The sequence below is a fragment of the Allostreptomyces psammosilenae genome (assembly GCF_013407765.1).
GTDB lineage: Bacteria > Actinomycetota > Actinomycetes > Streptomycetales > Streptomycetaceae > Allostreptomyces > Allostreptomyces psammosilenae.
In genome coordinates, this window is record NZ_JACBZD010000001.1 from 4,971,927 (window position 1) to 4,993,900 (window position 21,974).

The 21,974-nt window shown below is 74.1% G+C and carries 15 protein-coding genes; 14 read left to right on the forward strand and 1 reads right to left on the reverse strand.

The window, feature by feature from the left end; genetic code table 11:
- Window positions 1-112 precede the first annotated feature (112 nt).
- Both FHU37_RS20590 and FHU37_RS20595 read left to right on the forward strand, forming a co-directional pair.
- On the forward strand, window positions 113-2,185 hold the full coding sequence (locus FHU37_RS20590) for an ABC transporter ATP-binding protein (RefSeq protein WP_246450019.1): 2,073 nt from the start codon (window positions 113-115) through the stop codon (window positions 2,183-2,185).
- A complete protein-coding gene (locus FHU37_RS20595; protein WP_179815610.1) occupies window positions 2,185-4,050 on the forward strand; it encodes an ABC transporter ATP-binding protein in 1,866 nt (621 codons plus the stop codon). The genes FHU37_RS20590 and FHU37_RS20595 overlap by 1 nt, the downstream gene beginning before the upstream one ends.
- 202 nt (window positions 4,051-4,252) lie before the next feature.
- Here the strand turns inward: FHU37_RS20595 and FHU37_RS20600 are convergent, their stop codons facing one another.
- On the reverse strand, window positions 4,253-5,038 hold the full coding sequence (locus tag FHU37_RS20600) for a hypothetical protein (RefSeq protein WP_179815611.1): 786 nt from the start codon (window positions 5,036-5,038) through the stop codon (window positions 4,253-4,255).
- 189 nt (window positions 5,039-5,227) lie between these two features.
- Between FHU37_RS20600 and hisI the strand changes: the two genes are divergently transcribed.
- The 12 genes from hisI (at window position 5,228) to FHU37_RS20660 (ending at window position 21,936) form a co-directional block, all read left to right on the forward strand.
- Window positions 5,228-5,614 (forward strand): phosphoribosyl-AMP cyclohydrolase, encoded by a 387-nt coding sequence (hisI, locus tag FHU37_RS20605; RefSeq protein ID WP_179815612.1) that lies wholly within the window; start codon window positions 5,228-5,230, stop codon window positions 5,612-5,614.
- A 9-nt stretch (window positions 5,615-5,623) separates the two neighbouring features.
- The gene (locus tag FHU37_RS20610) at window positions 5,624-7,183 is read left to right on the forward strand and encodes an anthranilate synthase component I (RefSeq protein WP_179815613.1); all 1,560 of its coding nucleotides are present in this window, start codon (window positions 5,624-5,626) and stop codon (window positions 7,181-7,183) included.
- Between the two features lie 13 nt (window positions 7,184-7,196).
- The gene (locus FHU37_RS20615; protein WP_179815614.1) at window positions 7,197-8,060 is read left to right on the forward strand and encodes a TIGR02234 family membrane protein; all 864 of its coding nucleotides are present in this window, start codon (window positions 7,197-7,199) and stop codon (window positions 8,058-8,060) included.
- A gap of 493 nt (window positions 8,061-8,553) precedes the next feature.
- Window positions 8,554-8,796, forward strand: a complete 243-nt coding sequence (locus tag FHU37_RS20620; RefSeq protein ID WP_179815615.1) for an HGxxPAAW family protein — start codon at window positions 8,554-8,556, stop codon at window positions 8,794-8,796.
- 360 nt (window positions 8,797-9,156) lie between these two features.
- Window positions 9,157-9,966 carry an indole-3-glycerol phosphate synthase TrpC gene (gene trpC / locus FHU37_RS20625; protein WP_179815616.1) on the forward strand — a complete coding sequence of 270 codons (810 nt, stop codon included), beginning with the start codon at window positions 9,157-9,159 and terminating at the stop codon, window positions 9,964-9,966.
- A 410-nt stretch (window positions 9,967-10,376) separates the two neighbouring features.
- Window positions 10,377-11,624 (forward strand): tryptophan synthase subunit beta, encoded by a 1,248-nt coding sequence (trpB, locus tag FHU37_RS20630; protein ID WP_179815617.1) that lies wholly within the window; start codon window positions 10,377-10,379, stop codon window positions 11,622-11,624.
- Window positions 11,625-11,629: 5 nt separating this feature from the next.
- The gene (gene trpA, locus FHU37_RS20635) at window positions 11,630-12,451 is read left to right on the forward strand and encodes a tryptophan synthase subunit alpha (protein WP_179815618.1); all 822 of its coding nucleotides are present in this window, start codon (window positions 11,630-11,632) and stop codon (window positions 12,449-12,451) included.
- 258 nt (window positions 12,452-12,709) lie between these two features.
- Complete coding sequence (locus FHU37_RS20640; RefSeq protein WP_179815619.1) at window positions 12,710-13,429, forward strand: MauE/DoxX family redox-associated membrane protein; 720 nt, start codon at window positions 12,710-12,712, stop codon at window positions 13,427-13,429.
- A 27-nt stretch (window positions 13,430-13,456) separates the two neighbouring features.
- Entirely contained in the window at window positions 13,457-14,218 is a 762-nt protein-coding gene (locus FHU37_RS20645) for a DsbA family protein (protein ID WP_179815620.1), read from the forward strand.
- A 160-nt stretch (window positions 14,219-14,378) separates the two neighbouring features.
- Window positions 14,379-15,431 (forward strand): prolipoprotein diacylglyceryl transferase, encoded by a 1,053-nt coding sequence (gene lgt / locus FHU37_RS20650; RefSeq protein WP_179815621.1) that lies wholly within the window; start codon window positions 14,379-14,381, stop codon window positions 15,429-15,431.
- A 447-nt stretch (window positions 15,432-15,878) separates the two neighbouring features.
- Window positions 15,879-20,477, forward strand: a complete 4,599-nt coding sequence (gene gltB, locus FHU37_RS20655) for a glutamate synthase large subunit (RefSeq protein WP_376773980.1) — start codon at window positions 15,879-15,881, stop codon at window positions 20,475-20,477.
- Window positions 20,470-21,936, forward strand: coding sequence for a glutamate synthase subunit beta (locus FHU37_RS20660; protein ID WP_179815623.1), 1,467 nt, complete (start codon window positions 20,470-20,472; stop codon window positions 21,934-21,936). Before gltB ends, FHU37_RS20660 begins: the two co-directional genes overlap by 8 nt.
- Window positions 21,937-21,974 lie beyond the last annotated feature (38 nt).

Genomic DNA, 21,974 nt, shown 5'->3' on the forward strand with positions numbered 1-21,974 from the left:
GCGTGCGCTTGGATGTGAGGGAGGGGGCCCGTCGGGCACCCTCCCGTTCGGCTGCCCGCGCAACGCCCGGGCGCCCACGCCCCGTCCGCGCACACCCACCATGGAGGACCCCTTGACCGCGCCCGGTCCCGATCCCGCCCCCGGCACCCGAGGAGCCCTGAGCACCCCGGCCACGCCCGGCGCCGCCGCGACCCCCGGCACCTCCGACGCCCCGAGCGCCCCACGAAGTCCCGGGGAACCAGCGGCGACGACCGGGCCGACCGCGCCGCCCGAGCCGACCGGCGCGCCTGCCGCCACCGGCCCGGCCGCGGCGGCCGCCGCGGCCGCGGAGCGCCGCGGGGTGTTCCTGCGCGGCATGCGCCTGATCGGCAGCGTCATCCGCGACGACCCGCGCACCTTCGCCCTCGCCGCCACCGGCGGCGCCGTCTACGGCGCGATGACCGTCGGCGTCTCCGAGGCCGTCGGCTGGGCCACCGACACCACCGTCATCCCCGCCTTCGAGTCCGGGCGCACCACCGCGGGCGTGCTCACCGCCGCCTTCCTGGTGGTCGCCGGCGCCGCGCTGGTCCGGGCCGCCGGCATCACCCTGCGCCGGATCTACGGCGGCCTGCTCGCCTACCGCGCCCAGGCCCGCTACCGGCGCCGGCTGATCCGCCGCTACCTCGACGTCTCCCTCGCCTGGCACGCCCGCCACCCCACCGGCCGCCTGCTGTCCGTCGCCAACTCCGACGTCGAGTCCGCCGCGCTGCCGCTGATCCCGCTCGCCATGGGCGTCGGCGCGCTCACCATGCTGGTCGTCGCCGTCGTCGCGATGCTGCTGACCGACCCCTTCCTCGGCGCCGTCGGCCTGCTCGTGCTGCCCGCCCTCGCCCTGCTCAACGCGGCGTACCAGCGGCAGCAGAGCCCACGCGCGGCGCTCGCCCAGCGGCTGCGCGGCGAGGTCAGCGAGATCGCCCACGAGTCCTTCGACGGCGCCCTGGTGGTCAAGACGCTCGGTCGCGAAGCGGAGGAGACGGAACGATTCGCCGACGCCGCCGGGCGGCTGCGCGACGCCAACATCGCCGTCGGCCGCTCCCGGGCCGTCTTCGACCCGCTGCTGGAGGCGCTGCCCGGCCTCGGCGTGCTGCTCGTCCTGCTCGTCGGCAGCCTGCGGCTCTCCTCCGGCGTCAGCACCGCCGACCTCGTCCAGGTCGCCTACCTGTTCACCCTCCTCGCCTTCCCGGTGCGGGCCATCGGCTGGGTCCTCGGCGACCTGCCGCGCGGCGTCGTCGGCTGGGACCGCATCCAGGCCGTGCTCGCGGCCGAGGAGCGGGTCAGCCACGGCACCGCCACCCTGCCCGACGACGCCGGCCCCGCCCGGGTCGAGGTCAGCGGGGTCCACCACCGGCACGGCGACGGCCCCGAGGTCCTCAGCGGCCTCGACCTCACCCTGGAACCCGGCCGCACCATCGCCGTCGTCGGCCCCACCGGCTCCGGCAAGTCCACCCTGACCACCCTGCTGCTCCGCCTGCTGGACCCCGAGCGCGGCACCATCCGCGTCGACGGCACCGACCTGCGGGACCTCGCCCGCGGCGAACTCGCCCGGCACGCCGCCCTCGTCCCCCAGTCCACCTTCCTGTTCAGCGACACCGTCCGCGGCAACATCACCCTCGGCGCCGACATCGACGACGTCCGCGTCGCCGACGCCCTCCGCCTCGCCCGCGCCGACGGCTTCGTCTCCCGACTGCCGCAGGGCCTGGACACCCCCGTCGGCGAGCGGGGCGCCAGCCTCTCCGGCGGCCAGCGGCAGCGCATCGCCCTGGCCCGCGCCCTCGTCCGCCGGCCCCGGCTGCTCGTCCTGGACGACGCCACCTCGGCCGTCGACCCGCACGTCGAGGCCGAGATCCTGGGAGCGCTGCGCTCCGGCGCCGTCGCCGCCACCGTCGTCGTCATCGCCTACCGCAAGGCCACCATCGCCCTGGCCGACGAGGTGCTCTACCTGGACGGCGGCCGAATAGTGGACTCCGGCACCCACGAGGAACTACTGGCCCGATGTCCCGGCTACACCCGCCTGGTCACCGCCTACGAACGCGCCGAGGCCCGCGCCGCCGCCCAGGCGAACGGCCACCCCGGCACGGACGACCCGCACGACCCGGACGAGGCGGACGGGCCGGCCGCCAGCGACGACCTGGTGGAGGCCCGCTGATGTCCGTCCACACCGCCCCCACCCGCCCGCACGGCGCGGACCAGCGGCCGCCGGAGAGCGGCTGGGCCACGCTGCGCCGCGCGCTGGGCCACACCCCCGAGTTCACCCAGGGACTGCCGCTCACCCTCCTGCTGGCCCTGCTCGCCACCGTCGGCCGCATCGTCGTCCCGGTCGCCGTACAGCAGACCATCGACAACGGCATCGCCGGCGCCGGCGGCCCCGACCTCGACACCGTGCGCGCCATGGTGGCGCTCGCCACCGGCGCCGTCGTGCTGACCGCCGTCGCCACCTGGTGGATGAACCTGCGGCTGTACCGCAGCAGCGAACGCGGCCTCGCCTCCCTGCGCACCCGCGCCTTCCGGCACATCCACGACCTGTCCGTGCTGCACCAGGCCGCCCACATGCGCGGCTCGCTGGTCTCCCGGGTCACCGGCGACGTGGACACCGTCAGCCGGTTCGTCCAGCAGGGCGGGGTGATCCTGGTGATCAGCGTCGGCCAGGTGGCCGCCGCCACCGCGATCATGCTGGTCTACTCCTGGCAGCTGACGCTGTGGGTCTGGTTCTGCTTCCTCCCGCTGGTCCTGCTGCTGCGCACCAACCAGCGCCGGTTGGCCACCGCCTACGCCGCCGTGCGGGAACGCGTCGGAGCGATCCTCGCCACCGTCTCCGAGGCCGTGGTGGGGGCCGCCGCGGTGCGCGCGCACGCCATCGAACGCCGCACCCTGGAGCGCGCCGACGCCGCCATCGACGCCCACCTCGCGGCCCAGGACGCCGCCCAGCGCCGCGCCGTGTCGGTCTCCATCCTCACCGAGGTGGTGGCCGGCGTGGCCATCGGCGGCGTGCTGGTGGCCGGCACCCTGCTCGGCGTGGACGGCGGGATCAGCCTCGGTGGCCTGGTCGCCTTCCTCTTCCTGGTCTCGCTCTTCGTCACCCCGGTGCAGTCCGGCGTGGAACTGCTCACCGAGACCCAGAACGCGCTGGCCGGCTGGCGCCGGGTGCTGCAGATCATGGACACCGAACCCGACGTCTCCGACCCCGCCAGGGCGTCCGGCGGCGCCGCGGCCAGGGCGTCCGGCGCGCCCGCGGGGCGGCCCGGCGGCACGCCGCTGCCCGCCGGCCCGCTCTCGCTGCGCTTCGAGGGCGTCGGTTTCGCCTACCCGGGCGGCGCCACCGCGCTGCGCGAGCTGGACCTGGAGATCCCGGCCGGGCGCCGGATCGCCGTGGTGGGGGAGACCGGCTCCGGCAAGACCACCTTCGCCAAGCTGCTCACCCGGCTGATGGATCCGACCAGCGGGCGGATCCTGCTCGGCGGCGTGCCCCTGCCGGAGGTCTCCTTCGCGGAGCTGCGCGGCCGGGTGGTGATGGTGCCCCAGGACGGCTTCCTCTTCGACAGCACCATCGCCGGCAACGTCCGCTACGGCCGGCCCGACGCCACCGACGAGGAGATCCGCCAGGCCGCGGCCGAGCTGGGGCTGGCGGACTGGCTGGACGGGCTGCCGCACGGCGTGCGCACCCCGGTCGGGCAGCGCGGCGAGTCGCTCTCCGCCGGCGAACGCCAGCTCGTCGCCCTGCTGCGCGCCCACGTGGCCGGCCCGGAGCTGCTGCTGCTGGACGAGGCCACCTCCGCCGTCGACCCGGCCACCGAGACCCGGCTCACCGGGGCCCTGGAGCGGCTGGCCGGCGGACGCACCGCGATCACCATCGCGCACCGGCTGTCCACCGCCCGGGCGGCCGACGAGGTCCTGGTCTTCGACTCCGGGCGCCTGGTCGAGCGCGGGCCGCACGCCGAGCTGGTCGGCATCGAGGGCGGCGTCTACGCCCGCCTGCACGCCTCCTGGATCGCCCAGCGCCGCCCCGTGGGGTGACGGGCGGACTCCGCGTGCCGGAGCGCGGGCTGACGGCGGTGCGGTATCCGTGCCGCCGTCAGCCCCTGCCGTCGGCCCGAGCCGTCAGCCCCTGCCGTCAGCCCGTGCCGTCGGCGCCGCCGGCCGGGGAAAAGCGAGGAGGCCACTCCCGCGAGGGGAGTGGCCTCCAGTGGTTCGTGGTTCCGCCGTGCGCCGGTGAGGACTACTCCACCGGGCCGTTGTCGAGGACCGCGCCCGCGGCGGTGTCGGCCACCACGGCGCACAGACCCTGCCGGTCGCCGTAGTCCTCGTACGACTCCATCGTGGGGAAGTAGTAGGTGTAGAGCAGCTCCTCGTACGTGTAGTTGGGCTGGTTGCTCGACACCTCCTCCAGGATGGGGTAGCAGAGCTCCTCGGCCTCGGCGGCGATCTCGTCGCTCGTGGTGTGGCCCTCGGAGATCGGGACCTCCTCGACGATCTGACCGTCGTGCGGGTCGTTGCAGTCGACCTTGTCCGGGCCCAGCGTGCCCTCGTCGAAGCAGTCGCCGACCTCGAGGTCGAAGAAGAGGTACTCCTCGGTCTCGGAGGAGGGGTCGGTCTCCTCGGAGGGGGTCTCCTCCTCCGCCGGGGTCTCCTCGGCGGGCGTCTCCGCGTCGGCGGAGGCGGTCGGGGTCTCGATGGCGATCGGGTCGTCGTTGTCGTCGCTACCCGAGTTGAGGAAGTACAGGAAGCCGCCGAGGGCCACCGCGGCGACCACCACGACGACGATCACGATGGCGGCGACACCCCGGCCACCACCGCCCGACGGCGGCTGCGGCGGCATCCCGCCGTAGCCCGGGCCGCCCGGGCCACCGAAGCCGCCCTGTCCGCCATAGGGCTGCTGCTGCGGGTAGCCGTAACCGGGGGCTTGCTGCTGTCCCCAACCGGGCTGCCCGGCGGGGTTGTCCTGGGGAGAGCCGGGCCAGGGACCGTGCGGTCCGCCCTGCTGTGGCGGCGGAGGAAAACTCATACCCCGCAGCATGCCTGATGGAACCGACAGTCTGCTCATCAGGATGGGCATTATTCCCGAACTGTGAACTTAACTGACAGAACGTGGGATATTTCGATCACTTTGCGGGCGATATGTCGGGAACGCGCCAAGCCCTGTCACATGTCCACCACCGGCCACGGCCGTCCCGGGCGGCGGCACAATGGAGCCATGTCCAACCCACCGCGCGCCGCCTCCGCCCTCGACCCCGCCATCGCCGCCCGCCTCAAGCGGGACCGCGACGGCCTGTTCCCCGCCGTGGCGCAGAGCCACGACACCGGGGAGGTCCTCATGGTCGGATGGATGGACGACGAGGCCCTGCACCGCACCCTCACCACCGGCCGCTGCACCTACTACAGCCGCAGCCGCCAGGACTACTGGGTCAAGGGCGACACCTCCGGCCACATCCAGCGGGTCCGCTCGGTGGCGCTCGACTGCGACGGCGACACCGTCCTGGTCAAGGTCGACCAGGTGGGCGCCGCCTGCCACACCGGCGACCGCACCTGCTTCGACGCCGGCGACCTGCCGGTCACCGTCCCGCACACGGCCGCCCAGTAGGGTGGCGGCATGACCACGGGCACCGTCACCCCCGACCTCGAGGGGTTCCGCAAGCTGGCCAGGGACCGGCGGGTCATCCCGGTCACCCGCCGCTTCCTCGCCGATGGCGACACCCCCGTCGGGCTCTACCAGAAGCTCGCCGCCGAACGCCCCGGCACCTTCCTGCTGGAGTCCGCGGAGAACGGCCGCTCCTGGTCGCGCTACTCCTTCGTCGGCGTGCGCAGCGCCGCCGTCCTCACCGAGCGGGACGGCCAGGCGCACTGGTTCGGTCGGCCCCCGGTCGGCGTGCCCACCACCGGCGACCCGCTCCAGGTGCTCCGGGCCACCCTGGAGGTGCTGCACACCCCCCGGGACGTGACCGGGCCGGACGGCCTCCTCGGCGACCCGCAGCTGCCCCCGCTCACCGGAGGCATGGTCGGCTACCTCGGCTACGACGTGGTGCGGCGCCTGGAGCGCATCCCCACCCTCGCCGCCGACGAGCTGCGGCTGCCCGAGACCACCATGCTGCTCGCCTCGGACCTCGCCGTCCTCGACCACGTGGACGGCACCGTGCTGCTGATCGCCAACGCGATCAACACCGACGGCGGCGACGCCGGCGTCGACGAGGCCTGGCACGCGGCCGTCGCCCGGCTGGACGCCATGGCCGCCGACCTCAGCCGCCCGGTGGCGGTGCCCGCGGTCAGCCTCGACACCGCCGTCCAGCCGGAGTTCCGCTCCCGCACCGGCAGCGACGCCTACCGGGCCGCGGTGGAGCGCGCCAAGGAGTACATCCGGGCCGGCGACGCCTTCCAGGTCGTCCCCTCGCAGCGGTTCGACGCCCCCTGCCAGGCCAGCGCCCTGGAGGTCTACCGGGTGCTGCGGGCCACCAACCCCAGCCCCTACATGTACCTGTTCCACTTCCCCGGACCGGACGGCACGGCCGAGGGCGGCTTCCAGGTCGTCGGCTCCAGCCCCGAGGCGCTGGTGAAGATCGCCGACGGCCGCGCGATGGTCCACCCGATCGCCGGCACCCGACGCCGCGGCGCCGACCTGGCGGAGGACTCCGCCCTGGCCGAGGAACTCCTCGCCGACCCCAAGGAACGGGCCGAACACCTGATGCTGGTCGACCTCGCCCGCAACGACCTGGGCCGGGTCTGCGCCCCGGGCACCGTCGAGGTGGTCGAGTTCATGGCCGTGGAGCGCTACAGCCACGTGATGCACCTGGTCTCCACCGTCACCGGGGAGATCGCCCAGGGGCGCGACGCGCTCTCCGTCCTCACCTCCTGCTTCCCCGCCGGCACGCTCTCCGGCGCGCCCAAGCCGCGGGCCATGGAGATCATCGAGGAACTGGAGCCGGCCCGCCGCGGCATCTACGGCGGCTGCGTCGGATACCTGGACTTCGCCGGCGACTCCGACACGGCCATCGCCATCCGCACCGCCGTCATCCGCGACGGCGTGGCGCACGTCCAGGCCGGCGCGGGCGTGGTGGCCGACTCCGACCCGGCGGCCGAGGACGCCGAGTGCCGCAACAAGGCGACCGCCGTGCTGCGCGCCGTGGCCACCGCCGGCACCATGCGGCCGGCGAGGTAAGAAGAGGTACACCATGAGCAGCGACGGATCGCCGGACCGGCCCGCGGCCGGCGGCCAGGCGGCGACGCCGGGCCGGACCACGACCGCACCCGGCACGCCCGGGGCACCCGACACGGCCGACGCGCCTGACACGGCCGACGCACCTGACGGCGCCGCAGGCTCCGGGACCACCGCGTCCGGGACCACCGCGTCGGGCGCCACCGGCAGCACCGGGCGGCGCGCCCGCCGGGGCGTGCGCAGCCTGGTCGCCGCGCTGGCCTGCTCCCTGGGCGGCAGCGGCCTGCTGCTGACCGCCTCCGGCCGGACCTGGGGCACCGGGGAGGTTTCCTTCCAGCAGGCCGTGCTGCCGGTCTCGGTCACCGGCGGCGACGTCACCCCGCTGCCCGGGGCCATCGCGCTGCTCGGCCTGGTCGGCGTGGTGGCCGCCCTGGTGATGCGGCGCACCGGCCGGCGGATCGTCGGCGCGCTGCTGACGCTCTCCGGGGCCGGGGCCGCAGCGGTCGCCGTCATGGCGGCGGCGGGGGACACGGTGGCCACCGCGCTGGACAACACCGCCGCCACCGCCTCCGGGCTGGTCACGGCGGAGGCCGTGGCGGTGGAGGTCAGCGGATGGCCCTGGCTGGCCGCCCTCGGCGGCGCGCTGGTGGCCGGATCCGGTCTGGTCGTGCTGGCCCGCTCCCACCTGTGGCCCGGCATGTCGGCCCGCTACGAGCGCCCCGCGGGCACCGCGCGGCCCGCCGCGGCCGGCCGCGGCGCCACCGAGGCGGGGGGAGCCGCACGCGAGCCCGCCTCCGCCGAGCTGTGGAAGGCGATAGACCGCGGGGAGGACCCGACCGACCAGGGGGACGACACCGACCCGGCGGGCACCCGTCCCTGATCCCCCGTCCCTGGTCCGGCTCCGCCCCCTGCCGGGGGCCGACCCCGTCCCGGATCCGCCCCCCATCCCGAATCGGACGCGCGTCCGGACCTGGGGCCCCGTCCGCTCCCGACTCCCATCCCGCCCCGAGGCCACCGCCGGGGACCTGACCTGCACCCAGACCCGGCCCCCTCCTCAGCACCGATCGCCTCCCCGGACCTGATCCCTTCCCCGGACCTGATCCCCACCCAGCCCGGGCCCGCGCCCGTAGGGGGCCCGAAGGGGGACCCCCTTGCTTCCAGGCTTTCATGAGACGATCACCCGGCGCAGCCCCCATTTCCCGCCTGTGGACAACCTCGGCGGGACGCCCTCGGCGCGGCGGCGGCGACCCCGGTCGAGGACGTCCTTGACCGCCCGGGACAATGGATCGCGTCCCACCGTCCCCGCCGGGGTGGGTGGGCCCACTTCGACCCGCGCGACCCCCGCGCGCCGCGACGCGACAAGGAGAACACCCATGTCGGCCAACAGCCACGGCCACACGCCGGCCGCTTGGACTGCCGTCACCATCATGATGATCGGCTTCCTCATCGGCAGCATCGCCGTCGTCCTGGCCTCGCCGACGCTGGTCGTGGTCGGCCTGGTGGTGGTCGTCGCCGGCCTGGTGGTCGGCGGCGTCATGCGCCAGATGGGCCTCGGCCAGAAGCCCCGTGCCTCCGCCCGTCAGGGCAGCCAGCCCGCCCGCGCCGAGGCCAGCTGACCTCAGCGCCCGCCGAGGCCGCCCGCCGCGGCCGGCCCACCGAGGTGGTCGCCGGCACCCCGAGGCGGCCGGCCGGCCGGCGGGCCCCGGAGCACCGCCCGGCCGGCGGCCCCGCCGGCGCCGGCCACGCCGCGCGGCGGGCCGCGTCGCCGGGGTCACCGGGGGTCACCGGGGGTCACCGGATGCGGGGCGGTACGCCCGGCAGATCCGGGCACGCCGTGTCGCATGATCGTCACAGTGTGTTCTGGAGCTCCTCGGTGTGCGCCCCGGCGGCCCCGGGCGCTATAGCATCGAAGCGCCCGCGACCGCTCCAGGCGTTCGGGCTCCGGCACCACCTCGCACCAGAAGGGGACAGTCCGCGTGAGTGTTCTCGCCGAGATCATCGACGGCGTCCGCGAAGACCTCGCCGTCCGGCAGGCCAGCGTTTCGCTCGACGAGCTCAAGCAGCGCGCCGAGCGGGTCGCCCCGGCCAAGGACGGCGCCGCGGCGCTGCGCGGCGACGGCGTCCGCGTCATCTGCGAGGTGAAGCGTTCCAGCCCCTCCAAGGGCGCCCTCGCCGCCATCGCCGACCCCGCGGGCCTGGCCCGGGACTACGAGGCCGGTGGTGCCGCGGCCATCAGCGTGCTCACCGAGCGCCGCCGCTTCGGCGGGACGCTCGCCGACCTCGACGCGGTCCGCGCCGCCGTGGACGTCCCGGTGCTGCGCAAGGACTTCATCGTCACCGCCTACCAGCTGTGGGAGGCCCGCGCGCACGGCGCCGACCTCGCCCTGCTGATCGTCGCGGCCCTGGAGCAGAACGCCCTCGTCTCCCTGATCGAGCGGGCCGAGTCGCTCGGCCTGACCCCGCTGGTCGAGGTGCACGACGAGGAGGAGGTGCGCCGCGCGCTGGACGCCGGCGCCCGCGTGGTGGGCGTGAACGCCCGCAACCTGAAGACGCTGGAGGTCGACCGGGACAACTTCGCCCGGCTGGCCCCGCTGATCCCGGACACCGCCGTCCGGGTCGCCGAGTCGGGCGTGCGCGGCCCGCACGACCTCATCGCCTACGCCAACGAGGGCGCGGACGCCGTGCTCGTCGGGGAGTCGCTGGTCACCGGCGGTGCCCCGCGCGAGGCGGTGGCCGACCTCGTCGCCGCCGGCGCGCACCCCGCGCTCCGCCACGGGAAGGGATGATCCGGTGCCCCGTTCCGTGAGAGCCGTCGAAGCCGTGCGCGCCTTCCCCCGCGCGCTGGGGTTCGAGTGGGAGCACGTCCCCGGAGGGCGATGGCGGCGCGGCTGAGCCGCTCCCTCCGGCCGGCGCGGAGCCGGGCCGGAGGGGCCTAATGGGGCCAGCGGACCGGGAGGTGTCCCGGGCCGCCGGCCCCGACCGGTATCCGCCGCATCCCACCACCGCACCACCTCCGAGTCGTGTCCGCGCCGGGGCGCACCCGAACGCGTCCCGCACGGCACGTGGGCCCCTCGCCCCCGGCCCGGCGGCTGGGCGGGTGCATCCCCGGGCAGGCACCGGGGAGTGCCCCCAGCCCTCGACGGGCGGGAGGGTGGTCGCGATTCACCACTCACGGAACGGGACTTCCACCATCACCATGTCCACTGACCCCACGGAACCCTCCGCCTCCGGTCCGGAGCTGCCCGACGCCGACGGCTGGTTCGGCGAGTTCGGCGGCCGGTTCGTGCCCGAGGCCCTGGTCGCCGCCATCGAGCAGGTCGCCGCCGAGTACGAGCGGGCCAAGAAGGACCCGGCCTTCCAGGACGAGCTGAAGGCCCTGCTCACCGACTACACCGGGCGGCCCAGCCCGCTCACCGAGGTGCCGCGGCTGGCCAGGCACGCCGGCGGGGCGCGGATCTTCCTCAAGCGCGAGGACCTCAACCACACCGGCTCCCACAAGATCAACAACGTGCTGGGCCAGGCGCTGCTCACCCGCCGGATGGGCAAGACCCGGGTCATCGCCGAGACCGGCGCGGGCCAGCACGGCGTGGCCACCGCCACCGCCTGCGCCCTGTTCGGCCTGGACTGCACCGTCTACATGGGCGAGGAGGACACCCGCCGGCAGGCGCTGAACGTCGCCCGCATGCGGATGCTCGGCGCCGAGGTGGTCCCGGTGCGGACGGGCAGCCGCACCCTGAAGGACGCGATCAACGAGGCGTTCCGGGACTGGGTCGCCAACGTCGACTCCACCCACTACCTGTTCGGCACCGTCGCCGGCCCGCACCCGTTCCCGGCGATGGTCCGCGACTTCCATCGGGTGATCGGCATCGAGGCCCGCGAGCAGATCCTGGCCCGCGCCGGGCGGCTGCCGGACGCCGTCGCCGCCTGCGTCGGCGGCGGCTCCAACGCCATCGGCCTGTTCCACGCGTTCATCCCGGACGAGGGGGTCCGGCTGGTGGGCCTGGAGGCGGCCGGCGACGGCGTGGCCACCGGGCGCCACGCGGCCACGCTGACCGCCGGCGAGCCCGGGATCCTGCACGGCTCCCGCTCCTACCTGCTGCAGGACGCCGAGGGTCAGACCATCGAGACGCACTCCATCTCGGCCGGCCTGGACTACCCGGGCGTCGGCCCGGAGCACTCCTGGCTCCGGCAGACCGGCCGCGGCGAGTACCGGCCGGTCACCGACCGGGAGGCCATGGACGCGCTGTTGCTGCTCTCCCGCACGGAGGGCATCATCCCGGCCATCGAAAGCGCCCACGCCGTCGCCGGCGCGCTCCAGCTCGGCAAGGAGCTCGGCGAGGACGGCCTGATCCTGGTCAACCTCTCCGGTCGCGGGGACAAGGACATGGACACGGCGGCGCGCTGGTTCGGGCTGCTGCCCGGTTCCGACGAGGCAGGGAAGTGAACGTGATGGCAACAGCGACGGGGAACGGTGGCGCCCTGGACGCCGCCCTGGCCACCGCCAGGAACGAGGGACGGGCCGCCCTGATCGGCTACCTGCCGGCCGGCTTCCCCAGCGTCGAGGGCGGCATCGAGGCCATGCGCCGGATGGTCGCCGGCGGCTGCGACGTCATCGAGGTCGGCCTGCCCTACAGCGACCCGGTGCTGGACGGCCCGACCATCCAGGCCGGGGTGGACGTCGCGCTGCGCGGCGGCACCCGGATCGCCGACGTGATGCGGACCGTCCGGGAGCTGGCCGGGGACGGCGTCCCCACGCTGGTGATGACCTACTGGAACCCGATCGACCGCTACGGGCCGGAGCGGTTCGCCGCCGAGCTGGCCGAGGCCGGCGGTGCCGGTTGCATCCTGCCGGACCTGCCGGTGGAGTCCTCCGAGCTGTGGCGCGAGGTCGCCGAGAAGCACGGTCTGCAGACCGTCTTCGTGGTGGCGCCCAGCAACCGCGACGAGCGGCTGGCCAGGATCACCGCGGCGGGCAGCGGCTTCCTGTACGCGGCGTCGGTGATGGGCGTCACCGGATCCCGGGAGCAGGTCGGCGAGCACGCGGCGGACCTGGTGGAGCGGATACGCCGCCACACCGACCTTCCCGTCTGCGTCGGCCTGGGGGTCTCCACGGGAGCCCAGGCGGCCGAGGTGGCCCGCTACGCGGACGGGGTCATCGTCGGCTCCGCCTTCGTGCAGCGCGTGCTGGACGCGGCGGACACCGAGGCGGGGCTGGAGGCCGTCGAGCGACTCGCCCGGGAGCTGGCCGCCGGAGTGCGCGCGGGCGGCTGACCGGCGCGGGCGCCGCGCCGGGCGGACCCCTCCCGGCGCGGCCGGGCGGTGCGCGAGGAGCGGACCGAGGACACCCCGGGGCGGGTGGCGGGCGAGAGATCGCCGGCCACCCGCCCCTTTTGCGTGCCTGCGTCGTTGTTCCGGGTAGCGCCGCCACCACGGAGCGTTCTCTCCCGGCGACCCGTGGGCGGTGGCGTGGATGCGCGACGGCATCGGACAGCGATCGACGACACCGCCAGAGCCCTTGGGGGTCCCGACATGAGCAAGACACCGCGTTCCTCCGCCCGAGGCTGGAGGGACTGGATCGGCACCGTGGTCCGGCTGGGGCTGGTGGTGGTGTGGGGATGGGCCGGGCTCGCCAAGGTCTCCGACCCGGCGGAGGCCGCCCAGGCGGTCCGGGTGTTCCGGGTGCTCCCCGAGCCGCTGGTCGAGCCGATCGGCCACGGGCTCCCGTTCGTCGAGCTGGGCCTGGCCCTGCTGCTGCTGCTCGGCCTGGGGACCCGGCTGGCCGCCGTCGTCTCCGCGGGGCTGCTGCTGGTCTTCGTCGCCGGCATCAGCCAGGCGTGGGCGCGGGGCCTGACCATCGACTGCGGCTGCTTCGGCGGCGGGGGCGAGGTGCACGCCTCCGAGACCAGGTACCTGGAGGAGATCCTGCGTGACCTCGGCTTCCTGCTGCTCGCCGGCTGGCTGATCGTCCGGCCGGGCAGCCGGCTGGCGCTGGACGGCGCCCTGGAACCGCGCCGGCAGGCGGACCCGGACCCGGACTCGGACTCGGACTCGGAGCCGGACTCCGAGGCGGCGGCCTCGGAGCCGGTCCCGGACGAGCAGCCGGCCTCGAAGGAGCAGCCGGGCTCGGAGCCGGACCAGGACCGGCGGCCGGAGTCGGACGCCCCCGCCCCCGCCCCCGCCGCCGGCCTGCTGCCGACGCATCCCGTTCCCCCTCCGCACGACGGGCGCGAGACCGCCCGCACTCGATGAAGCTGGATCCCAACGGTGAGCACAGAGATGAGTCAGAAGAACCGCGACGGCAAGCGCACCGCCCGTGAGCGCATGATCGAGGAGCGGCAGCGGCAGGCGCGGCGCGAGGAGCGCCGCAAGCGGCTGCTCACCGTCGGGGCCGTGGTGGGCGTGCTGGTGGTGGCAGGCGTGGTCGGCGTCGTGGTGCAGAACATCCGGTCCACCCCGGACGGGCCGGTGGCCACCCCGCCCGGGGCCGTCGGCGAGGAGCGGACGGTCATCCCGGTCGGTCCCGAGGGCGCCCCGGCCACCCTCACGGTCTACGAGGACTTCCGCTGCCCGGCCTGCGCCAACTTCGAGGGGACCTTCGCGGAGACCGTCAACGCCCTGCAGGACGAGGGGCTGCTGCGGGTCGAGTACCACCTGGCCTCGTTCATCGACCGGAACGTGCCGGGCAACGGCTCCAAGCGGGCCGCCAACGCCGCCGCCTGCGCCCAGGAGGCCGGCCACTTCCGGGAGTACCACGACGTCCTCTACGCCAACCAGCCGGCCGAGACGGACGACGCCTTCGGCGACAACGAGCACCTGATCGAGCTCGCCGGCCAGGTGGACGGCCTGGTCACCGACGAGTTCCGGGAGTGCGTGACCGGAGGCAGGTACGCCGAATGGGTGACCGCCTCGCAGGAGGAGTTCGACAAGTCCGGCTACAACTCCACCCCCACGGTCCTGCTGGACGGCGAGCAGCTCGGCCTCGGCGGGCTCACCCCCGAGTCCCTGGAGGAGCGCGTGCGGGAGAAGGCGGGCGCCTGACGGGCCCCGCCCGGGTGCCCGCCGGCTCCCGCCCGGGGCGGCCGGCGGCCGCCCCGGCCCGGTAGAGTCGCCAGCCACGGGCCGCCCACGGTTGGGCGGGCCGGGTGCGACCCGCCCCTCACAGTCAGGGAGGTATTCGGCCGCACGGCCGGACGACAGCATGGAACTCGCCTACATCCCCAGCCCCGCCGAAGGCGTGTGGTACCTGGGCCCCTTCCCGCTGCGCGCCTACGCGATCTGCATCATCATCGGCGTGGGCGTAGCCGTGTGGCTGGGCAACCGGCGGTGGATCGCCCGCGGTGGCACGGCCGGCACGGTGGCCGACGTGGCCCTGTGGGCGGTGCCGTTCGGACTGGTCGGCGGCCGCCTCTACCACGTGGTGACCAGCTACGAGCTCTACTTCGGTGAGGGCCGCGAACCGATCCGGGCCCTCTACGTGTGGGAGGGCGGCCTCGGCATCTGGGGCGCCGTCGCGCTGGGCGCGGTCGGTGCCTGGATCGGCTGCCGCCGTCGCGGCCTGCCGCTGCCCGCCTGGGCGGACGCCGTCGCCCCCGGCCTGGCCCTGGCGCAGGCCATCGGCCGCTGGGGCAACTGGTTCAACCAGGAGCTCTTCGGCCGGCCGACGGACCTGCCGTGGGCCTTGGAGATCGACCCGGAGCACCGGCCGCTGGCCACGCCCGAGCTGGCCACCTACCACCCGACGTTCCTGTACGAGTCGCTGTGGTGCGTGGGCGTGGCGCTGCTGGTGATCTGGGCCGACCGGCGGTTCACGCTGGGCCACGGCCGTGCCTTCGCGCTGTACGTGGCCGCCTACACCGTGGGCCGGTTCTGGATCGAGTACCTCCGGGTCGACGACGCGTACCACATCCTGGGCCTGCGGCTGAACAACTGGACGTCGCTGCTGGTCTTCCTCGGCGCGGTGGTGTACTTCGTGCTCTCCGCCCGGCGGCGGCCCGGCCGCGAGGCCCCCGAGACGCTGGTCGGCAGGGACGGACCGGAGCCGTCGGACGGCGCGGACGGCGAGCCTGCCGACACCGGCGAGGCGGCCGAGACCGGCGAGGCGGCCGAGACCGGCGAGGCGGCCGAGGCGGACGACGCCGAGCAGGCCGGCAGTGGCCAGAAGTCCGACGGGTCGGCCAAGGAGAAGAAGTCCGGCGAGGCGGGCGGCGCCGCCGAGCCGTCCGCGCGTTCGGCGAGCACGCAGCCGAGCTGACGGCCGGCGCGGTCCCGGCCGCACACGCATCGGCCGGTTCCCGCTCGTTCACCGCCGGCTTTCCCAGTTGTAACCCGGACCCGGGCCCCGATCGGGGCCCGGGTCCGGGTGTTTTCGATGGCCTTGCGTACCGTGGGAGTTACCCGAGCGAATTGTTGTGTTATAGATCTCGTACGGTCCCGTTCCAGCTCGTTTCGGCTCGACCTACCCTGGGAAAAGGCTCTGAGGGCCGGTGACGGGTGGCGATCAAGTCGCCCCGACGCGCAGGCCGGGACCCCTGCCTGACCGGCGAACTCCCCTGGACGCGGCATCCCGTGTCCAAATAGCGGACACGTAGGGCCGATCTTTCGAGACGGCGGCCCATCATGTAACCTGCACGAAACTGCAAAGGGCCAGCGTCGTCCCGAATGCACATGCCACACGCCACGACGACGACGGGAGAGCCGGATGCCTTCTGCGTCTCCTCACAACGGAGCCCTCCGAGCCCGCCGTGGGCACATGGACGCACGGCCCCGGCCGCAAGGTCTGTACGACCCCGCCGCCGAACACGACAACTGCGGTGTCGGCTTCGTCGCCACCCTCACCGGTGAGCGCAGCCACCGCATCGTGGAGCAGGCGGTCACCGTCCTGAAGAACCTGGAGCACCGGGGCGCCACCGGCTCCGACCCGGACACCGGTGACGGTGCCGGCATCCTGGTCCAGGTCCCCGACGCCTTCCTGCGCGACGTCGTCGACTTCACGCTGCCCGAGGCCGGCGCCTACGCCGTCGGCACCGCCTTCCTGCCGGTCGACGAGACCGACCGGAACGCCGCCGTCGCCACCATCGAGGCCATCGCCGGCGAGGAGGGCCTGACCGTCCTCGGCTGGCGCACCCTGCCCGTGGTGCCCGACATGCTCGGCCCCGGCGCCCGCGCCACCATGCCCCACTTCGCCCAGCTCTTCGTCGCCGACGCCGCCGACGGTGAGCGCCCCCGCCGCACCGGGGTGGAACTCGACCGGCTCGCCTTCGTGCTGCGCAAGCGCGCCGAACGGGACGCCGACGTCTACTTCCCCTCGCTGTCCTCGCGGACCATCGTCTACAAGGGCATGCTCACCACGGCGCAGCTGGAGCCGTTCTTCCCCGACCTGTCCGACCCGCGCTTCGCCAGCGCCATCGGCCTGGTCCACTCCCGCTTCTCCACCAACACGTTCCCGGCCTGGCCGCTCGCCCACCCCTACCGGTTCGTCGCCCACAACGGTGAGATCAACACCGTCCGCGGCAACCGCAACTGGATGCGCGCCCGCGAGTCCACCCTGGCCACCGACGCCTTCGCCGGCGAGCTGGACCGCCTGAACCCCATCTGCACCCCCGACGCCTCCGACTCCGCCTCCTTCGACGAGGTCCTGGAGCTCCTGCACCTGTCCGGCCGCTCCCTGCCGCACGCCGTGCTGATGATGATCCCGGAGGCGTGGGAGAACAACGCCACCATGGACGAGGGCCTGCGCGCCTTCTACCAGTTCCACGCCGCGATCATGGAGCCGTGGGACGGCCCGGCCTGCGTCACCTTCACCGACGGCACCCAGATCGGCGCCGTCCTGGACCGCAACGGCCTGCGCCCCGGCCGCTACTGGATCACCGACGACGGCCTCGTCGTGCTCGCCTCCGAGGTCGGCGTGCTCGACCTCGACCCGGCCACCGTCGTCCGCAAGGGCCGCCTCCAGCCCGGACGCATGTTCCTCGTCGACACCGCCCAGCACCGCATCGTCGAGGACGACGAGATCAAGGCCGAGCTGGCCGCCGCCCAGCCCTACGCCGACTGGCTGCACGCCGGCCTGATCCGCCTGGAGGACCTGCCCGAGCGCGAGCACATCGTGCACACCCACGCCTCGGTCACCCGCCGCCAGCAGACCTTCGGCTACACCGAGGAGGAACTCCGCGTCCTCCTCGCCCCGATGGCCCGCACCGGCGCCGAGCCGATCGGCGCCATGGGCACCGACACGCCCATCGCCGTCCTCTCCGACCGGCCCCGGCTGCTGTTCGACTACTTCACCCAGCTCTTCGCGCAGGTCACCAACCCGCCGCTGGACGCCATCCGGGAGGAGATGGTCACCTCCCTGGAGACCATGCTCGGCCCCGAGGGCAACCTGCTGGACGCCTCCCCGGCGCACTGCCGCAACGTCGTGCTGCCCTTCCCGGTGATCGACAACGACGAGCTCGCCAAGCTCATCCACATCAACGCCGACGGCAACCTGCCCGGCCTCAAGGCCGTCACCCTCTCCGGCCTGTACCGGGTCACCACCGGCGGGCAGGGCCTCGCCGCCCGCCTCGACGAGATCTGCGCCGAGGCCGACGCCGCCATCGCCGACGGCGCCCGGATCATCGTGCTCTCCGACCGCCACGCGGACGCCGAGCACGCCCCCATCCCCTCGCTGCTGCTCACCTCCGCCGTCCACCACCACCTGATCAAGCGGAAGACCCGCACCCAGGTCGGCCTGGTGGTCGAGGCCGGCGACGTCCGCGAGGTCCACCACGTCGCCCTGCTCATCGGCTACGGCGCCGCGGCGATCAACCCCTACCTGGCCATGGAGAGCGTCGAGGACCTGGTCCGCGACGGCGCCTACCTGCCCCAGATAGAGCCGCAGACCGCCATCAAGAACCTGATCAAGGCGCTCGGCAAGGGCGTGCTCAAGGTCATGTCCAAGATGGGCATCTCCACCGTCTCCTCCTACCGGGGCGCCCAGGTCTTCGAGGCCATCGGCCTCCACCAGGACCTCGTCGACCGCTACTTCACCGGCACCACCTCCAAGCTCGGCGGCATCACCCTCGACACCATCGCCGAGGAGGTCGCCCGCCGGCACGCCGTGGCCTACCCGCCCACCGGCATCGCCCCGGCGCACCGCCGCCTGGAGATCGGCGGCGAGTACCAGTGGCGCCGCGAGGGCGAGCCGCACCTGTTCGACCCGGAGTCGGTCTTCCGCCTCCAGCACTCCACCCGCACCGGCCGCTACGAGATCTTCAAGCAGTACACCCAGCGGGTGGACGAGCAGTCGTCCCGCCTGATGACCCTGCGCGGCCTGTTCAAGCTGCGCGAGGGCGTGCGCCCGCCCGTCCCGATCGACGAGGTCGAGCCGGTCTCCTCGATCGTCAAGCGGTTCTCCACCGGCGCCATGTCCTTCGGCTCCATCTCCCGCGAGGCCCACGAGACCCTCGCCATCGCCATGAACCGGCTGGGCGCCAAGTCCAACACCGGCGAGGGCGGCGAGGAACCCGACCGCCTCTACGACCCGGAGCGGCGCAGCGCCATCAAGCAGGTCGCGTCCGGCCGCTTCGGCGTCACCAGCGAGTACCTGGTCAACGCCGACGACATCCAGATCAAGCTCGCCCAGGGCGCCAAGCCCGGCGAGGGCGGCCAGCTGCCCGGCAACAAGGTCTACCCCTGGGTGGCCCGCACCCGGCACTCCACCCCCGGCGTCGGCCTGATCTCGCCGCCGCCGCACCACGACATCTACTCCATCGAGGACCTCGCCCAGCTCATCCACGACCTCAAGAACGCCAACCCCGAGGCGCGCATCCACGTCAAGCTGGTCTCCTCGGTCGGCGTCGGCACCGTCGCCGCGGGCGTCTCCAAGGCCCACGCCGACGTCGTGCTGATCTCCGGCCACGACGGCGGCACCGGCGCCAGCCCGCTGAACTCCCTCAAGCACGCCGGCGCCCCCTGGGAGCTCGGCCTCGCCGAGACCCAGCAGACGCTGCTGCTCAACGGGCTGCGCGACCGCATCGTGGTGCAGGCCGACGGCCAGATGAAGACCGGCCGCGACGTCATCGTCGCCGCGCTGCTCGGCGCCGAGGAGTTCGGCTTCGCCACCGCCCCGCTCGTCGTCTCCGGCTGCGTGATGATGCGCGTCTGCCACCTGGACACCTGCCCGGTCGGCGTCGCCACCCAGAACCCGGTGCTGCGCGAGCGGTTCACCGGCAAGGCCGAGTACGTGGTGAACTTCTTCGAGTTCGTCGCCCAGGAGGTCCGCGAGTACCTGGCCGCCCTCGGCTTCCGCTCCCTGGACGAGGCCGTCGGTCACGTCGAGCTCCTCGACACCCGGGACGCCACCGCGCACTGGAAGGCCTCCGGCCTCGACCTCGGCCCGATCCTGCACCGGCCCGAGCTGCCCGAGGGCGCCGCCCTGCGCAACACCGCCGCGCAGGACCACGGCCTGGAGAAGGCGCTGGACAACGAGCTGATCCGGCTCGCCACCGACGCCCTCGACCACGGCGACCCGGTCCGCATCCAGCTCGGCATCCGCAACACCCACCGCTCGGTCGGCGCCATGCTCGGCTACCAGGTCACCAAGCGCCACGGCGGCGCCGGCCTGCCCGACGACACCATCGACGTCACCTTCACCGGCTCCGCCGGCCAGTCGTTCGGCGCCTTCGTGCCCCGCGGCATCACCCTGCGCCTGGAGGGCGACGCCAACGACTTCGTCGGCAAGGGCCTGTCCGGCGGCCGCCTCGTGGTCCGCCCCGAGCGCGCCACCGGCGGCGTCGACGGCAACGCCGAGGCCAACGTCATCGCCGGCAACGTCGTCGGCTACGGCGCCACCAGCGGCGAGATCTTCCTGCGCGGCATCGTCGGCGAGCGGTTCTGCGTCCGCAACTCCGGCGCCACCGCCGTCGTCGAGGGCGTGGGCGACCACGGCTGCGAGTACATGACCGGCGGGCGCGCGGTCGTCCTTGGCCCCACCGGACGCAACTTCGCGGCCGGCATGTCCGGCGGCATCGCCTACCTCCTCGACCTCGACCGCGACCGCGTCAACGGCGAACTGGTCCGGATCGAGGAGCTCGACGACGCCGACCGCGCCTGGCTCCACGACGTGGTGCGCCGCCACCACGAGGAGACCGGCTCGACCGTCGCCGAGAAGCTCCTGGCCGACTGGACCGGAGCCCTCGCCCGGTTCAGCAAGATCATCCCCACCGACTACAAGACCGTGCTCGCCGTCAAGGACGCCGCCGAGCGCGCCGGCCTCTCCGAGGACGAGACCGCGCAGAAGATGATGGAGGCGCTCCATGGCTGACCCGAAGGGATTCCTGAACACCCCGCGCCAGGACGCGACCGCCCGTCCCGTCGACGAGCGGATCAAGGACTGGCGGGAGGTCTACCCGGAGCGCGCCCTGCTGCCGATCATCAGCAAGCAGGCCGGACGCTGCATGGACTGCGGCATCCCCTTCTGTCACAACGGCTGTCCGCTCGGCAACCTCATCCCGGAGTGGAACGACCGGGTGTGGCGCTCGGACTGGCGCGGCGCCAGCGAACTGCTGCACGCCACCAACAACTTCCCCGAGTTCACCGGCCGGGCCTGCCCCGCGCCGTGCGAGAGCGCCTGCGTGCTCGGCATCAGCCAGCCCGCCGTCACCATCAAGAACGTCGAGCTGTCCATCATCGACGAGGCGTGGGAGCGCGGCCTGGTCACCCCGCAGCCCCCGGACCGCCTCTCCGGCAAGACCGTCGCGGTCGTCGGCTCCGGCCCCGCCGGGCTCGCCGCCGCCCAGCAGCTCACCCGGGCCGGGCACACCGTCGCCGTCTTCGAGCGCGACGACCGGATCGGCGGCCTGCTGCGCTACGGCATCCCCGACTTCAAGCTGGAGAAGCGGCACATCAACCGGCGCATCGAGCAGATGCGCGCCGAGGGCACCCGCTTCCGCACCGGCGTGCGGATCGGCGAGGACATCACCGCCGCCGAGCTGCGCCACCGCTACGACGCGGTGGTGCTGGCCACCGGCGCCACCCGGCCGCGCGACGTGGACGCCCCCGGCCGCGACCTGCCGGGCATCCACTTCGCCATGGAGTACCTGACGTACGCCAACAAGACCAACGAGGGCGACTTCACCGTCTCCCCGATCGACGTGGCCGGCAAGCACGTCGTGGTCATCGGCGGCGGCGACACCGGCTCCGACTGCATCGGCACCGCCCACCGCCAGGGCGCCGCGTCGGTCACCCAGATCGACGTGCACCCCGAGGCGCCGCTGGAGCGCCCGGAGTCCACCCCGTGGCCGACCTGGCCCAACACCCTCAAGGTGAAGACCTCCTCCTCCCACGAGGAGGGCGGCGAGCGCATCTACCGCTCCAACACGGTGGAGTTCCTCCCCGGCGAGGACGGCCGGGTGCGGGCGCTCCGACTGGTCCAGGGCACCCGGGTGCGCGGCGGCTTCGTGCCGGACGAGGACGCCCAGCCGCAGGAGATCCCCGCCGACTTCGTCTTCCTGGCCATCGGCTTCTCCGGCCCGGAGACCGGCGGCCTGGTCGAGCAGTTCGGCCTGGAGCTGACCCCGCGCGGCACCATCGCCCGCGGCGAGGACTACTCGACCAACGTGGACGGCGTGTTCGCCACCGGCGACGCCGGCCGCGGGCAGTCGCTGATCGTGTGGGCGATCGCGGAGGGCCGCGCCGCGGCCGCCGCCGTCGACCGCTACCTCGGTGGCGCCGGGAACCTGCCGGCGCCGGTCAAGCCCAGCGACCAGGCGCTCACCGCGTAGCGCCCACCGCCCACCGCCTCGAGGCGCGGGCGAACGAC

Excerpts from the sequence above, each read along its gene's own strand:
- FHU37_RS20595 (WP_179815610.1), top strand. The coding sequence starts at position 2,185 with ATGTCCGTCCACACCGCCCCCACCCGCCCGCACGGCGCGGACCAGCGG.
- FHU37_RS20600 (WP_179815611.1), bottom strand. The coding sequence starts at position 5,038 with ATGAGTTTTCCTCCGCCGCCACAGCAGGGCGGACCGCACGGTCCCTGG.
- hisI (WP_179815612.1), top strand. The coding sequence starts at position 5,228 with ATGTCCAACCCACCGCGCGCCGCCTCCGCCCTCGACCCCGCCATCGCC.
- FHU37_RS20610 (WP_179815613.1), top strand. The coding sequence starts at position 5,624 with ATGACCACGGGCACCGTCACCCCCGACCTCGAGGGGTTCCGCAAGCTG.
- FHU37_RS20615 (WP_179815614.1), top strand. The coding sequence starts at position 7,197 with ATGAGCAGCGACGGATCGCCGGACCGGCCCGCGGCCGGCGGCCAGGCG.
- FHU37_RS20620 (WP_179815615.1), top strand. The coding sequence starts at position 8,554 with ATGTCGGCCAACAGCCACGGCCACACGCCGGCCGCTTGGACTGCCGTC.
- trpB (WP_179815617.1), top strand. The coding sequence starts at position 10,377 with ATGTCCACTGACCCCACGGAACCCTCCGCCTCCGGTCCGGAGCTGCCC.
- trpA (WP_179815618.1), top strand. The coding sequence starts at position 11,630 with ATGGCAACAGCGACGGGGAACGGTGGCGCCCTGGACGCCGCCCTGGCC.
- FHU37_RS20640 (WP_179815619.1), top strand. The coding sequence starts at position 12,710 with ATGAGCAAGACACCGCGTTCCTCCGCCCGAGGCTGGAGGGACTGGATC.
- FHU37_RS20645 (WP_179815620.1), top strand. The coding sequence starts at position 13,457 with ATGAGTCAGAAGAACCGCGACGGCAAGCGCACCGCCCGTGAGCGCATG.
- lgt (WP_179815621.1), top strand. The coding sequence starts at position 14,379 with ATGGAACTCGCCTACATCCCCAGCCCCGCCGAAGGCGTGTGGTACCTG.
- gltB (WP_376773980.1), top strand. The coding sequence starts at position 15,879 with ATGCCTTCTGCGTCTCCTCACAACGGAGCCCTCCGAGCCCGCCGTGGG.
- FHU37_RS20660 (WP_179815623.1), top strand. The coding sequence starts at position 20,470 with ATGGCTGACCCGAAGGGATTCCTGAACACCCCGCGCCAGGACGCGACC.